This window comes from Asticcacaulis benevestitus DSM 16100 = ATCC BAA-896 (genome assembly GCF_000376105.1).
In the GTDB taxonomy this organism is placed as follows: Bacteria; Pseudomonadota; Alphaproteobacteria; order Caulobacterales; family Caulobacteraceae; genus Asticcacaulis; species Asticcacaulis benevestitus.
Genome location: NZ_AQWM01000003.1, coordinates 57559 through 71433, shown reverse-complemented (window position 1 = coordinate 71433; position 13875 = coordinate 57559). Strand labels below are relative to the sequence as shown.

General features: G+C 59.5%; 18 protein-coding genes. 11 read left to right on the top strand and 7 right to left on the bottom strand.

What is annotated here, in order from left to right; translation table 11 throughout:
- Positions 1-130: 130 nt before the first annotated feature.
- The 3 genes from B060_RS0105980 (at position 131) to B060_RS23925 (ending at position 1601) form a co-directional block, all read left to right on the top strand.
- Positions 131-1003, top strand: coding sequence for an SPFH domain-containing protein (locus tag B060_RS0105980; RefSeq protein WP_018080856.1), 873 nt, complete (start codon positions 131-133; stop codon positions 1001-1003).
- A gap of 86 nt (positions 1004-1089) precedes the next feature.
- A complete protein-coding gene (locus B060_RS0105975) occupies positions 1090-1356 on the top strand; it encodes a type II toxin-antitoxin system ParD family antitoxin (RefSeq protein WP_018080855.1) in 267 nt (88 codons plus the stop codon).
- A complete protein-coding gene (locus tag B060_RS23925; RefSeq protein WP_018080854.1) occupies positions 1356-1601 on the top strand; it encodes a type II toxin-antitoxin system RelE/ParE family toxin in 246 nt (81 codons plus the stop codon). The genes B060_RS0105975 and B060_RS23925 overlap by 1 nt, the downstream gene beginning before the upstream one ends.
- 119 nt (positions 1602-1720) lie before the next feature.
- Here B060_RS23925 and fliP read toward each other — a convergent pair whose 3' ends face one another.
- Together fliP and B060_RS23920 are read right to left on the bottom strand one after the other, a co-directional pair.
- The gene (gene fliP / locus B060_RS0105960) at positions 1721-2470 is read right to left on the bottom strand and encodes a flagellar type III secretion system pore protein FliP (protein ID WP_051081017.1); all 750 of its coding nucleotides are present in this window, start codon (positions 2468-2470) and stop codon (positions 1721-1723) included.
- 58 nt (positions 2471-2528) lie between these two features.
- Positions 2529-2861 carry a FliO/MopB family protein gene (locus B060_RS23920; protein ID WP_018080851.1) on the bottom strand — a complete coding sequence of 111 codons (333 nt, stop codon included), beginning with the start codon at positions 2859-2861 and terminating at the stop codon, positions 2529-2531.
- A gap of 148 nt (positions 2862-3009) precedes the next feature.
- On the opposite strand from B060_RS23920, the gene flgB reads away from it, so the two are divergent.
- The 7 genes from flgB to cckA all read left to right on the top strand — a co-directional run bounded on the left by flgB (position 3010) and on the right by cckA (position 9070).
- The gene (gene flgB / locus B060_RS0105950) at positions 3010-3426 is read left to right on the top strand and encodes a flagellar basal body rod protein FlgB (RefSeq protein ID WP_018080850.1); all 417 of its coding nucleotides are present in this window, start codon (positions 3010-3012) and stop codon (positions 3424-3426) included.
- Between the two features lie 11 nt (positions 3427-3437).
- Positions 3438-3863: a flagellar basal body rod protein FlgC gene (gene flgC / locus B060_RS0105945; RefSeq protein WP_018080849.1), complete on the top strand. Its 426-nt coding sequence runs from the start codon at positions 3438-3440 to the stop codon at positions 3861-3863.
- An 11-nt stretch (positions 3864-3874) separates the two neighbouring features.
- Positions 3875-4186 (top strand): flagellar hook-basal body complex protein FliE, encoded by a 312-nt coding sequence (gene fliE, locus B060_RS0105940; protein WP_018080848.1) that lies wholly within the window; start codon positions 3875-3877, stop codon positions 4184-4186.
- A gap of 342 nt (positions 4187-4528) precedes the next feature.
- The gene (gene fliQ, locus B060_RS0105935) at positions 4529-4792 is read left to right on the top strand and encodes a flagellar biosynthesis protein FliQ (protein WP_023447319.1); all 264 of its coding nucleotides are present in this window, start codon (positions 4529-4531) and stop codon (positions 4790-4792) included.
- A gap of 2 nt (positions 4793-4794) precedes the next feature.
- Positions 4795-5625, top strand: coding sequence for a flagellar biosynthetic protein FliR (gene fliR / locus B060_RS0105930; protein ID WP_018080846.1), 831 nt, complete (start codon positions 4795-4797; stop codon positions 5623-5625).
- Positions 5626-5628: 3 nt separating this feature from the next.
- Positions 5629-6705: a flagellar biosynthesis protein FlhB gene (flhB, locus tag B060_RS0105925; protein ID WP_018080845.1), complete on the top strand. Its 1077-nt coding sequence runs from the start codon at positions 5629-5631 to the stop codon at positions 6703-6705.
- Positions 6706-6904: 199 nt separating this feature from the next.
- A complete protein-coding gene (gene cckA, locus B060_RS0105920; protein WP_018080844.1) occupies positions 6905-9070 on the top strand; it encodes a cell cycle histidine kinase CckA in 2166 nt (721 codons plus the stop codon).
- A gap of 43 nt (positions 9071-9113) precedes the next feature.
- On the opposite strand, the gene B060_RS0105915 is transcribed toward cckA, so the two are convergent.
- The 5 genes from B060_RS0105915 to rpmE all read right to left on the bottom strand — a co-directional run bounded on the left by B060_RS0105915 (position 9114) and on the right by rpmE (position 11820).
- Entirely contained in the window at positions 9114-9560 is a 447-nt protein-coding gene (locus B060_RS0105915; RefSeq protein WP_155847702.1) for a hypothetical protein, read from the bottom strand.
- A gap of 50 nt (positions 9561-9610) precedes the next feature.
- Entirely contained in the window at positions 9611-10075 is a 465-nt protein-coding gene (locus B060_RS0105910; protein WP_155847701.1) for a hypothetical protein, read from the bottom strand.
- 60 nt (positions 10076-10135) lie between these two features.
- The gene (locus B060_RS0105905; protein WP_018080841.1) at positions 10136-11044 is read right to left on the bottom strand and encodes a heme-dependent oxidative N-demethylase family protein; all 909 of its coding nucleotides are present in this window, start codon (positions 11042-11044) and stop codon (positions 10136-10138) included.
- Between the two features lie 4 nt (positions 11045-11048).
- Complete coding sequence (locus tag B060_RS0105900) at positions 11049-11462, bottom strand: hypothetical protein (protein ID WP_155847700.1); 414 nt, start codon at positions 11460-11462, stop codon at positions 11049-11051.
- 133 nt (positions 11463-11595) lie between these two features.
- Positions 11596-11820 carry a 50S ribosomal protein L31 gene (gene rpmE / locus B060_RS0105895; RefSeq protein ID WP_018080839.1) on the bottom strand — a complete coding sequence of 75 codons (225 nt, stop codon included), beginning with the start codon at positions 11818-11820 and terminating at the stop codon, positions 11596-11598.
- Between the two features lie 139 nt (positions 11821-11959).
- Between rpmE and B060_RS0105890 the strand changes: the two genes are divergently transcribed.
- Positions 11960-13810, top strand: coding sequence for an ABC transporter transmembrane domain-containing protein (locus B060_RS0105890; RefSeq protein ID WP_018080838.1), 1851 nt, complete (start codon positions 11960-11962; stop codon positions 13808-13810).
- The last annotated feature ends 65 nt before the right edge of the window (positions 13811-13875 follow it).

Sequence of the window (13875 nt, the reverse complement as noted above, 5' to 3'; positions counted from 1 at the left end):
GACCCTTCCAACTCTCCGTCAAAGGAGAGCGCGCATCTGCTTGGTTCACTCACTTTACTCTTGAAAACAGAAAGGCGTCGTTCTGCGCCTTCGGGGGGCAACCCGTGACCGCAGAGCACGAAATGTCATTATGGCAGACTACAGAAACGGTATCGCCGTGCCTAAAAACCTTAAATTCGCCGGTATAGCCGGTGCCGTGGTTGTGCTGGCCCTTTTCGGGCTGGTGTCGTGCGGGCAGACCATCCAGCCGGGCAATGTCGGCGTCAAGATCCGGACACTCGGCCCCAGCGCCGGCGTCGATCCGACGCCGCTGCCTTCGGGCTGGCACATCAACCTGCCGGGTGAGCGCATCGCCGAATTCCCGGTGATCCAGCGCACCTACACCTATACGCGCGAACAGGATGAGCGCGGGCCGGAAAACGAGGAGGTCACCTTCTCCGACAACAACGCCCTGCCGATGACCGCGGACGTGCAACTGGTGATGCGGATTGATCAGTCCAAGGCGCCGGCGCTTTACAAGCGTTACCGCCTGACCTTTGATCAGATGTTTGAAGGCCCGATCCGTAACGATGTCCGTTCGGCCATCGCGGCGGAAACCGAACTGGTCAGCGTCGAGTTCCTCTATCGCGGCGGTCGCCAGCAGGTGATCCAGAAGGCCCTGGCACGCGTCAACCGCAAATGGGAGCCACAGGGCGTCAATATCAGCCAGCTCGACTGGATCGGCACCATCCGCTACCCGCAGGTGATCCTCGATTCGATCCAGATGAAGACTAAGGCCGATGCCGATGCGTCCGCCGCCCAGGCTCAGGTCGCGGTCTCCAAGGCGCAGGCCGATGCCCTGATCGAACAGGCGCGCGGTCAGGCCGAAGCCAACCGTCTGCTGGCGCAGTCGATATCGTCTTCGCCGGAAGTGGTGCAATTGCGCGCCATCGAGAAGTGGGACGGCAAACTGCCGACAACGACCGGCGGCGCCGTGCCGTTCATCGACATCAACAGGCGCTAAGACAAGGGAAGGGAGGCTTCACGGCCTCCCTTTTTCTTTGCCTGAAATGTGCTACTATCAGTTAGTAATTGTTAGTGGAGAGGATCATGCCAACATCGGTAGCTCTGGGCGCGCATTTCGAGACCTTTATCAAAGAGCAACTCGCCAGCGGACGTTACAACAACGCCAGTGAAGTCGTGCGCGAAGGCTTGCGCCTTTTAGAAGACAAGCAGCAGGAACGGCAGATCAAACTGGAAGAGCTACGCCATGAATTACATACGGCTGCCCTCGATCAGGCGCGATACGATGCCGAAGCCGTTTTTGATGAGGTCGATGCGATCATAGACACGATAGCCGTAAAAGCTGTTCGTTAATGCGCGTCGCTTTTACGGCTGCCGCGCGAAACGACCTAAAGGATATTGCGTCCTATATCGCGCAGGATGCACCTAAGCGCGCCAGAAGTTTTGTGGCTGAACTTCGTGTAAAATGCCTGGCGCTTGCAGATAATCCCTTGTCTGGCGGTTTGCGCGCCGAGATCAGGCCAAATCTACGAATCCTGCCGCATGGTCGCTACACGGTCTATTATGAAGTCACCATTGAGGGTGTGCTTATCCTGTGAATTTATCATAGCGCGCGCTTGATCAGCGTGGAGGCCATCGACCAATAGACGCGATCTCGCGGCTGACGACGCAAAAGGCGCGAGATAATGCCCTCGGTCGTTTTGCCGAGCGCGCTCATCTACCCCCCCGGCACCTGATGGAAGCTCTGCACCAGTGAGCCGGCGACCAGATGCCAGCCATCGACCAGCACGAAAAAGATCAGCTTGAAGGGCAGGGATATGACTACGGGCGGCAGCATCATCATACCCATCGACATCAGCACCGACGCCACCACCAGATCGATGACGAGGAACGGCACGAACAACATGAAGCCGATCTCGAAGGCCTTTTTCAGTTCGGAAATCATGAAGGCGGGCGTCACCACGCGCACCGGCAGGTCCATTTTATCGGCAGGGGCTTCAATCTTGGACAGTCCGACGAAGAGATCGAGATCTTTCGGATCGACCTGCGCCAGCATGAAGGCCTTGACCGGCTGGCTGGCGGCTTCAAAAGCAGCCGGCAGTTCTATTTCCTGATCCATCAGCGGCTTGATGCCCTGGCTGTAGGCCAGTTCATAGGTCGGGGCCATGACAATGGCCGACAGGAAGAGGGCGAGCGAAATGATGACGGCGTTAGGCGGGCTCTGTTGCAGACCCAGCGCCGTGCGCAGCAGCGACAGCACCACAACAATGCGGATGAATGAGGTGCTCATGATGACGATGGAGGGCGCCAGCGACAGCACGGTCATCAGGCCGATAAGCTGCACCACGCGCGCGCTGAGCGTGCCGCCCTTGCCGAGATCGACATTCACCGACTGGGCCAGCGCGCCATAGGGCAGAATCATCAGGGTGAAGGCGAGGGTGAACACCGCCAGCACGATAAAGTTCATCGTCTTCGGGCCGATGCCTTTGCGCTTCGGCGTCTCGGTAATCTCGGAAGAAAGCGACTTAGAACAGGTCATCATTGGGGTCCAGAGGTGCTTTCGTCGGTGAAATCGACCGCTCTAATGTCTTTGTGTGCAAGCCGGAAGGCGCATCCAGTTCACGGCCCTCGCCGAGCAGGATCAGGCGCTCCTGGTCATCAAGGCGCACCAGAACGAGCCGGCGCGACGGATCGAGCACCAGGGTTTCGACGACCTGAAGCCGGCGGGCGCCGCGCTGTGCCTGCATTTTCGCCATCAGCGCCGGTGCGAATCGGCGCAGCAGATAGGCCAGCCCCAGTATCAGCCCAACCACGATGGTCAGGGCGAACACGGCCTTGAGGGTACTGATAACGTCCATACGATCCTTACTGAACCATCCCGGTTAACGCGGCGTTTACTTAAAGCCTTCGTTAACCAAAAGGTGGGCATAATTTGCCCCATGCACCCGGAGCCTGCCTGTACATAGGTTGAGTCGAGGGCGAACGTTAACTGAAAAGGCATGATCCATGAGCACGCAGGATATAGGGCTGATGTCGGCGCTGAAGCAGCGCATGGGCTGGCTCAACGACCGCCAGAAGGTTGTGGCGCAAAACGTTGCCAACGCTTCGACGCCGGGCTTCAAACCGCGCGATCTCAGGGCGCAGGACTTCGGCGCTCTGGTGGCCGGCGCCACCGAAGGCAACGACAATCTGGGCATGGTCCAGACCAACGCCATGCATATGGCGGTCGATGGCGGCGGCGTAAAACATGGTAAGGAAGTCGTCTCGCCCGATTCGGAAACCACCATGGACGGGAACAGCGTCGTGTTGGAAGAACAGATGATCAAGATGTCGGAAAGCCGGATGCAGTTCCAGGCGGCTGTCAGCTTCTACGAAAAATCTATGGCCATGGTGCGCATGGCAGCCCGCGCGCCGGGCAGATAAAGGAGGCTTAGATGATCAATAACAACAAGCCGGTCAATTCCGATCAGACCCTCTCGGTCGCCGCCAGTGCGCTTAAGGCGCAGCAGGCGCGCATGCGAATCATCGCGGAAAACATCGCCAACTCCGATTCAACCGGCAAGACGCCGGGTGCTGACCCTTACCGTCGTCAGACGCCGGTCTTTACCTCCGCGCCGATCGATGGCGCCACGGGCGTCAAGCTGGCCAGCGTCACGCCGGATATGCAGCCCTTTGGTCTGGAGTACGACCCAACCCATCCGGCGGCCGACGCCAAGGGCTACGTCAAGAAATCCAACGTCCAGCCGCTGATCGAAACCATGGATATGCGCGAGGCGCAGCGCTCCTACGAAGCCAATCTGAACGTGATCGAGACGGCGCGCGCCATGACGCAAAAAACACTCGATATCCTGCAAAAGTAAGGACCTGAATCATGGACCCGTTGATGGCCGCACGCGCCTATGGCGCCGCTGTAAAGCAAGCTCAAAACCTGACCAAGGGCCAGGAAGAGGGGCAGGCTGTTGGTGCGCCGGACTTCGGCAAGATGTTGCAGGGCGCGCTTCAGCAGACGGTCAAATCGACCGAAGGTGCCGAAAACATGATGGTGCAGCAATCACAGGGCAAGGCCGAACTGATCGACGCTGTGACAGCGATTTCCAGCGCCGAGACCAGTCTCCAGACCGTCATCGCCGTCCGCGATCAGGTGATTAGTGCCTATCAAGAAATCATGCGCATGCCTATTTAGGGCCGTGAATTTGGCGATCTGCGTCGCAGTCGTCGCTTGCGGGTACGAGGTGTACCTGCGTCGCTAGCCGGCTAGCTTCTCATCCAAATTGACGGCCTTAAGCGCCCGTAGAATCAAGGGACATGCTTACTTGTACCTCCCCGCTTGCCGGGGAGGGGGACCGCGAGCGTAGCGATGCGGTGGTGGGGTTTCTTGCTTTCTGCTTTAAGGGCAGTTGCGCTTACCGTCAGAATCTCTCCATAGCTTAAGGTGAAATTAACCGTTAGGGCGGCAAATTCGGCCTATTGCGCGGCAAATATTGCCGGGCGCGTTGGTAAATATTAACGGTTTGGACGAGAATAAATGACCGGTGCAGAAGTTTTGGACGTGGGACGTGATGCGATCTGGCTGACCATTCAGCTGTGTACGCCGATCCTTTTAGTCGGCCTTGTGGTCGGTGTCGCCATCGGCCTGTTTCAGGCCCTGACGCAGATTCAGGAAGCCACCTTGATCTACGCTCCCAAAATCATCGCGGTCTTTCTGGCTCTGCTCTTGCTCCTGCCCTTGATGGGGTCACTGCTCGCCGGCTTCATGCACGAGATCGTCAACAAAATCGCGGCAATGTAACCATGCTCCTGCAGGCGGCCGCGCAAATTCGTACCGGCCTGCCTGATACAGGGGGGGCGGATATCAGCTCCTTTTTCGGCACCTCGGCGCAGCTTTGGGCCGTGGGGCTGATCTTTATCCGCCTGGCCAGCATCATCATGCTGATACCTGGCCTTGGCGATCCTGCGGTGCCGCCGCGCCTGCGAATCGGTTTCGCGCTGTTGCTGGCCATTATCATTACGCCCATCGTCAGCCCCACCTTGCCGCCCATGCCCGCCGGACTGGGGGATCTGGTTGGCATCGTCATCCACGAAGCGGTGATCGGCCTGATGCTCGGCACCCTGATGCGGGTGCTTCTGTTCACCCTGGTCACGACCGGGGAAATCCTCTCTCTGCAAACCACCCTGTCCTTCGCCCAGACCGCCAACCCGACCGAAGCGCAATCGAGCACCAGTCTCGGCGCCTTTCTGTCCATGTTCGGTCTGGTGATGATATGGGCCACCAACACCCATCATATGTTCATCCGCGCCATGGTCGATTCCTACAAGGTGTTCTCGCCGATGAAGCAGGTGATGGTGGCCGATGCCGGCACCATGATGCTGCGGATCCTAAGCGAAAGCCTTGTGCTGGCGCTCCAGCTTTCGGCGCCGGTCATCGTCTTTGCCATGGTGTTCAATATCGCCACCGGTTTTGTCGGGCGCATGATGCCCGCCTTTCCGATCTTCTTCGCCGCCACGCCCTTGAGCGTGCTGTTTGGCCTCGCCTTACTGGCCTTGTCGCTCGGCACCATGGGGATGGTCTTCATCGAGCATTACCAGGAGCTTCTTGGCTTCTTCATCCGGCCGGGTGCATAGACCATGGCCGATGAAACGGATGCCGAGGACAAAACAGAAGACGCCTCGGGACGTAAACTCCAGCAGGCTCGGGAAAAAGGCGATGTCGCCAAATCCGGAGACCTGCCGCAAGCCTTATCGCTGATCGGCGCCTGCGCCATCGTCGCCATCAAGGGGCCGGATATCTGCCGCTCGTTGACGGTCGATCTGCTGCCCTTTTTAGCCCATCCCGATCAGCTTCTGAATTCCCTGGAAGGTGACGGCGGCCTGGCCATCGCACGCGCCGTTATCATGGATATCATCCCTATCCTGCTGATGGTCATGGGCGCGTCCATGGCGCTGGGGGTCTTTGGCAATGTCATGCAGACCGGCCTGATGTTCACCCCGTCGAAACTGGCGCCGGACTTTACCAAGCTGAACCCGATGACCGGCCTCAAGCGCCTGTTCGGCGTCGATGCCTTCATCACCTTCGGCAAGACCCTGCTCAAGCTGATCGTCACCGGCTTCATCGTCTATCTGGTGGTGAAAAACCGCCTGAACGATATGCTGGCCCTGGCCGATGCCTCGCCGCTGCTTATCCTGCCCTATATCCATGAGGCGGCCATCGCCCTGGCGCTGGCGGTCTGCATCTTCCTGTTCGTTGAGGGCGCGGCCGATTACGCCCTGCAAAAGTTCCGCTTCCTGCAACGCATGAAGATGTCGAAGCAGGAGCAAAAGGAAGAATACAAGCAGACCGAAGGCGATCCGCACATCAAGGCCAAGCTGCGCCAGCTCCGCATGGAAAAGGGCCGCCGTCGCATGATGCAGAACGTCGCCACCGCCACGGTGGTGGTGACCAACCCGACCCACTACGCCGTGGCCCTGCATTTCGAGATGGGCGAGATGTCGGCGCCGGTCTGCGTCGCCAAGGGCATGGATGCCGTGGCCTTGAGAATCCGCGAAGAAGCCGGCAAACACAATGTGCCGATCGTCGAAGACCCGCCGCTGGCGCGGGCCCTCTTTGCCAGCATGGAAATCGACGATGTCATCCCCGAGCAGCATTTCGCCGCCGTGGCCAAGCTGATCAGCTTCGTCATCACCCGCAAAAAGCGCGGGTTCTGATTAAAGTCTGCACAGGCCTGGGCGTGCTTATCCCCTGCGGCTGTGGAAAAGATGACGCGTCAAACCTTTGCAATAGCTCGGGTTTTCTTAAACTGCGCACAGCATCTAAAATGGGCTAATATCGGGCAGTGATTCGCTGCCTGATAGCGTCAAGCGCTCTCATCCAGTCCGCGTTTTAGTTTCCTGAAAGGTGCCCCCCTTGTCCGCAACCCCGATCACCCAGCCGGCTGACGCCAAGGCCGGAACATCTGAAAAGACCGGTGGCTTCAAGGCTGTGCCGAACCTGAAAAACGTGGCCAATGCCTGGACGCTCGGCATCGTGGCCGTCATCGTGGTTTGCGCCTGCATCGCCGTCTGGCTGGTGGCCGGACGCTTGCCGGTCGGCGTGGTGCTCGGTATCATCGTCGTCGCCTTCGCCGGTGTCGTCTTCATGGGCATGTTCGCCTTTTCCTCCGACGAAGATATCCTCAACAAGGAAGGCTTCAAGGCGCTCGATATCGTCAAGTCCTTAAGCGAACCCGCGGCGGTCGCCTCCTTCGATGGTCATGTGCTGGCGGTCAATCCGGCCTGGCAAGATGCCGGCGGCGGCGCCAAACGTTTGCCGCAGGGCGAACACGCCCCGGCGCTGTTCGTGGCGCTGCGTGAGGCGAGGGCACAAGGCATTGGCCGCGCGCTCGTCCGCCTTGGCGGCTTCGATTACGAAATGGTGGTGTCGCGCCTTGGCGAAGACCTCGTACTGGTGCGCGCCGCTTCCCAGGGCGTGCTCGGTAACGGCCTGATGCTCAAGCATGAAAACCCGCTCGCCGTGCAGGATGACGCCTTCCTGCCGGATGAGGCCAAGCCGGAGGTACGCAGCGATATGCCGGCGGCGGTGATGGACGCCTTTGCCGAAGCCGCCCCGTTTGGCGCCGCGCTGGTGATGGGCGATGAGCTTTTCACCGCCCGCGTCAAGGATTTCAACACGGTTTTCGCCGCCCTGACCGAACAGGTGCCGGACAAGCTGAGCGGTATGGAATTTGGCGATCTGGTCACCGAGAACTCACGCGCCGCGCTGGAAGAAAAACTGGGCACCGGCAAGAGCGGGCCGTTCGATATCAGCCTGACGGTCAAGTCCGACCGCGCCGTACAGATCTATGTGTCGGACGTCGCCGGCGGTTTCAGCCTCTATCTCTTCGATGTGTCGGAGCAGAAGAAACTCGAACAGACTCTTGTGCAATCGCAGAAGATGCAGGCCATCGGTCAGGTGGCCGGCGGCATGGCGCACGATTTCAATAACCTTCTGACCGGCTTCAAGTTCCGCAATGACCAGCTCCTGCTCAATCACCCGCTGGGTGATCCGTCCTACGAAGACCTGAACGGTATTCGTCAGATCATCGCCCGCGCCGAGGATCTGGTGCGCAACCTCCTGGCCTTCGCCCGCAAGCAGACGGTCAAGCGCGTTACGCTCAATGTCGGCGAAATGGTCTCCGAAGCCGAGGTTTTGCTGCGCCGTCTGGTGCGCGAAGACGTCAAGCTGGAAACCGCCTATGGCCGCAACCTGCCCAATGTACACGTTGATAAAGGGCAGATGGAAATGGTCATGATGAACCTTGTGGTCAACGCACGCGACGCTATGCGCGCCCAGGGCGGCGGCCGGGTCAATATCCGCGCCGAGGCCATGACGCAGGAAGAGGCCAAGGCCTATGGATGGCCGGAAGCACCGGCGCAGGGCGCTGCCCTGATCGAAGTGTCCGATACCGGCCCCGGTATTCCGCCCGAGATCGCGGCGCAAGCCTTCGAGCCGTTTTTCACCACCAAGCCGTTGGGCGAAGGCACCGGCCTTGGCCTGTCGACCGTTCACGGCATTATCAATCAGGCCGGTGGACATATCCAGATCGTGTCGCCGCCGGGCAAGGGGGCGACCTTCCGCATCTTCCTGCCGGTGTGGATCGTGACCGAGAAGGAACTGGCTACACCGAAGCCTGTCGCTGCCAAGCCGGTGCCGAAGGATCTTTCGGGCGTTGGCCGCATCCTGTTTGTTGAGGACGAGCAGATCGTGCGCGGCATCGCGGCGCACCTGCTGCGTCAGCGCGGGTATGAGGTGCTGGAGGCCGAGGACGGCGAGGAGGCGCTGGCGATCATCGAGGCCGAGAATGGCCGCTTCGACCTGCTGATCTCCGACGTCATCATGCCGGGCATGGATGGTCCGTCGATGCTCAAGCTGGCGCGTCCGATCCTGGGCAATGTGCCGGTGATGTTTATCTCGGGCTATGCCGAATCGGAGTTCTCCGACCTGCTGGAGGCAGAGCAGAACATCTCGTTCCTGCCCAAGCCACTCGATATCAAAACGCTGGCGGAGCGGGTCAAAGAACAACTGGCAGCATAAAAACTACCAATTGTCACGAGGTTGACGGGCTCAATCGCTCCACTTAGTCGGGTCCGTTGTAACAGTAGTCAATACCTTGCACCTTGAGAGTCTGGCTTTGGCCCTTATAGGCTACGGTCAGGCTGCCTTTAAGGTAGTAGGTATTGCCGTCTATAGCTTTTTCGACCTTACTCACGATATGGTTTTCGGTGACCAGAAGGTTCTCAGCCGTATAAGCGGTTGCCTTACTGTCGCCGCCAGTGTTTGGCGCATAACTAAGTTCATGGATGTGGCCATCTATTTTGATGAAAGCGTAGTGACCAGTGCTTTCGAAAATATTCAGCACTTCATCCTGACCGGAACGTGGCTTAGCATTCACTCTGTGAAACACGGTGAAACAATCACTTTCAACACCTTCACCGGGGAAAATGTCGTCAATGTGAAAAGTCGCGGCGGTCGCGCTACTGGGCAAGAGCAAAGCTCCGCACAGCCATAGTTTGCGAAATTGCATGTTCCCCTCCCAAACATAGCATCAAGCATACCACGGATGGAGCTGATCGACTACGGCGCATCAATACAGTTCCGCGCGCCACCGATAGGAATGCGCTGGGTGCCGCCTTTCCAGGTGACGATCAGTTCGCCGGTGACAGGGCGCACTGTCGTGCCGGCAGCGGCTTCGCCGATATTGTAGGATTCGACGACGGACAGAGCTTTGGTGGCATCGACAAAGCTGCGGATACTATGCACCGCATCGGCGCCGCCGGTCACCATGGTGACCCGGGTCAACTGGCCATTGATGCGGATATAGCCGTTGGCGCCGCCTTGCAGCGAATCCTCGATAAAGATGCGGGCGCCGGTCACCCCGGCACGGCCCACCCTTGTGATGCAGCCCGTCAGGTCGGCGCCGTCACCCTGTTGCAGATTGTCGACGGTGAAGGCGCTGGCGGCTTTTTCTGCCGCTGTCGGCTGGTGACAGCCGGTGAGGGCGAAAGCACACATAAGAACAGTTAGGGCAAGCTTCGACATGGGGTCTCCGCAATGGTTTACGCGAGGCTATCATGGCTTTTTGTAAGCGAACAATGTGGCTCAGGCGGTGGTGATCTCTTCCAGGCGCGCGATCAGACGTTCGCGTTCCAACGTCAGGCCCTTGTAGTCAAGCTGGGCAGGCGTATAGGCGCGCAACTGGTCGATCAGGGCGTGCGCCAGATCGGCGGCGTTCGGCTGCTGTTCCATCGCTTCCAGCGGCTCGAGATAGATGCGGATGGTGAAGAGGATATCGCCACTCTCTGGCAGCTTGCGCAGGGTCTGGCGCTCCAGCCGGAAGTAGAGGGTGTCGATCCTTTCGTCACCAAACCGCCCCGAGGAAAACGTCCACTGTCCGGTCGAGTGAGGATGATGCAGGGTGTCGTCGGCGTGCAGCGACCAGTTCCAGCGCATGACGGGCTGTTCAGGCCGCAGATTGTCGAACATGCGCTCGATGACATTGGCGTTGCGGGTATCGCGGCCGAAATCGGGCACAGGCGCGTGGATGTCCTGCAGGACCTTGCCGAACTTCTCATGCAGTCGCCATGATGATGGGAAGCACAGATGCCCCGCCGCCAGTCGCCAGCCATCCTCACCTCTGCGCATCAGCACCAGATCTTCCTGCACCAGCCCACCGGCGATGAGCAGGGGCGGGTAGGGCGTATCAATACGTACGCGGCGGAAGGCGGGAATGATGTCGATCTGCGGCCCCAGCCTTTGGTAGATGTCGGGGAAGCGCTGCGGCAGGTGATCGGCCAGCAGGCCCAGCACCTCGGCCTGCGCGTCCTCGCTGCCGGGTTCGGCTATGAAAATTTTCTCCGGCATGCGTTCGGCCAGCCGGTCCTTTTCGTCAAGATAGGCCAGAAGCTTGTCGTCGACATCGATCCAGTCGGCTGGATCGAGCGGCTTGACGCCGATGGTGAATAGCTTGTGGGAGCCGTCATAGGGAGTGTGGAAAGGGCGTTCAGTCACTGTGTCAGCAGCCCATTTGACCTTTGACCTTCAGGCTTTGTTGCCTGCCATTGATCGTGAAGACGAGCTTGCCGGTGACATCCCATAATTCCATCCCCTGCTTTTGACCGATTTGAACCTGAGGCTCAACAAGGATGCTGCGATCCCGGTTTTCATATGAGCCTTTTCCCTGATTATCGGCAGAAACGAGATCAATGATCTGACCATCAATTTTCACTATGCCCTTGTCGCCATCGTTCACGAAGACGAACATTTTCGCGTCACGATAATCGGCGGGCAAAGTAAAAGCATATCCGCACCCATCTATGCCGCGGTCAGTGGCTTCCGTAATGGGGAAGGTTTGTACAGTGGCTGCATGCGCCGACATAGGTATGAACTGGGCAAACCCCATCATGGCTATGAAAAGCAAGCGTTGCATAGAGGCTCCCCCGTTGGACCGACCAACCATGCCATAGTAAGCTGAGGCTGACAATTGAGCACAAAAAATCCGGTTCGGGTTGCCCCAAACCGGATTTTCAAACTCTGACACATTCCAGAGGTGTCCGTGACACCTACTTCTTGAGGAAGCCGCCGAACTTGTTGTTGAAGCGCGAAACGCGGCCAGCGCGGTCGAGCATGGCGCCGGTGCCGCCGGTCCAGGCCGGGTGGGTGCGCGGATCGATGTCGAGGTTGAGCACGGCGTCTTCCTTGCCGTAGGTCGAACGGGTGCGATAGGTCGAACCGTCGGTCAGGGTGACGGTGATCCAGTGGTAATCGGGGTGACCTTCTTTTTTCATCGATCTGTTCCTTAAGTACGTCCGGCCAGCATCTGTGCGGACGCGAAAAAAGCGTTGAGGCTTTGGAGTAAAGCCGAAGGTGGCGCTCTTACATCAAGCTTCCTTGTGGCGCAACCCTTTCCTCTGTAAGAACGGGAATATGGCCGATTCATCCCCGCAGACCCCGACCGACGCCGCGCCCACCGATCGCCCGAGTTCCGGTGCTGAACTGGTCGCCAGCATCCACCAGAACGCCGGCAACCGCGGCAAGACGCGCAATCTGCGGCCGCTGGTGCGGCTGGTGCCCTATCTGCTCAAGCAAAAGGGCACCGGCGCGGCCATGATCGCCTTCCTGCTGCTATCGGCCGCCGCCACACCCGCCATGACCTTCGTGGCCAAGCAACTGATCGATCAGGGCTTTGGTTCGCGCAATATCGCCGTGCTCAATGGCTGGTTCATGGTGCTGGGCGGCGTGGCGCTGGTGCTGGCGCTGGCCACGGCCCTGCGCTATTACTTCATCACTCGCATGGGCGAGCGCGTGGTGGCCGATCTGCGCGAAGACGTCTTTGCCCATATCCTCAAGCTCGATCCGGCCTATTTCCTCAAAATCCGCACCGGCGAGGTGATTTCGCGCCTGACCGCCGATATCCAGATCATCGAAACCCTTGTCTCGTCGTCGATCTCGATCGCCCTGCGCAACCTGCTGACCTTTGTGGCCGGCCTGATCATCATGAGCTTCGTCAGCCCGAAACTGACCCTGCTGGTGTTCTGCGTCTTCCCGTTCGTGCTGGTGCCGCTGATCACGTTTGGCCGACAGGTGGGGCGCGCCACGCGCGATACGCAGGATGCCTTCGCACGCGCCGTCGGCTTCGCCAGCGAATCGCTCGATGCGCTGGAGACGGTTCAGGCCTTCGTGCGCGAGTCCTTCACACAGAAGCGCTTTGATGAGGGCGTCGAGCAGACCTACCGCACCTCGGTCGGCCGCATGGCTACCCGCGCCACCATGACCGCCATGGTCATCACGCTCGTCTTCGGCGGCATCGCCTTCGTGCTATGGCTTGGGGCGCAGGATGTGCTGCATGGCCGCATGAGCAATGGCACCCTGGTTCAGTTCGTCATGCTGGCTATCCTGACCGGTGGCTCGGTGGCCAATCTCAATGAAACCTGGGGCGATGTGCAGAAGGCTGCCGGCGCCATGATGCGTATCGACGAACTGCTGCTCTCCGAACCCGGCATCACCACGCCGGCGCATCCGCTAACGCTTCCCGTGCCGGCGCGCGGCGAAATCCGTTTTCAGGATATCAGCTTCGCCTATCCGTCACGGCCCGATCAGCTTGTGCTCGATGGCTTCTCGCTGCTGGTCAAGCCGGGCGAGACGGTAGCGCTGGTGGGGCCTTCGGGCGCCGGCAAGTCGACCGTGTTCAAGCTGCTGCTGCGTTATTATGACTATAGCTCCGGCATTATCGAGCTGGATGATGTCGATATCCGCAAGGCCGATCCGAAGGCCGTGCGTGAACGTCTGTCGCTGGTGGCGCAGGATGCCGCGTTGTTCTCCGGCTCTGCCGAGGACAATATCCGCTTTGGCCGCGCCGACGCCACCGACACCGAGATTCGCGTGGCGGCCGACAAGGCGCAGGCGCGCGCCTTTATCGAGGCCCTGCCGGAAGGCTTCAAGCAGCCGCTCGGCGAACGCGCCAAGTCGCTCTCCGGTGGCCAGAAGCAACGCCTTTCCATCGCCCGCGCCCTGGTGCGGCAGGCGCCGGTTCTCCTGCTTGATGAAGCCACCTCGGCGCTCGATGCCGAAAATGAGCGTCTGGTGCAGATCGCGCTCAACGAGGCCATGTCCGAGCGCACCACGCTTGTGATCGCCCACCGTCTGGCCACCGTGCTCAAGGCTGACCGCATTGTGGTGATGGAGGCGGGGCGCGTGGTTGATATCGGCACCCACGACGAGCTGGTGTCGCGCGGTGGCCTCTATGCCCGTCTGGCGCATCTGCAGTTTAATAGCTAGGGCGCGAAGATATCGATCTCTTTCCCTTCTTCCCTGAACAGGGAAAAGGGAATGTCGTGCTCCAA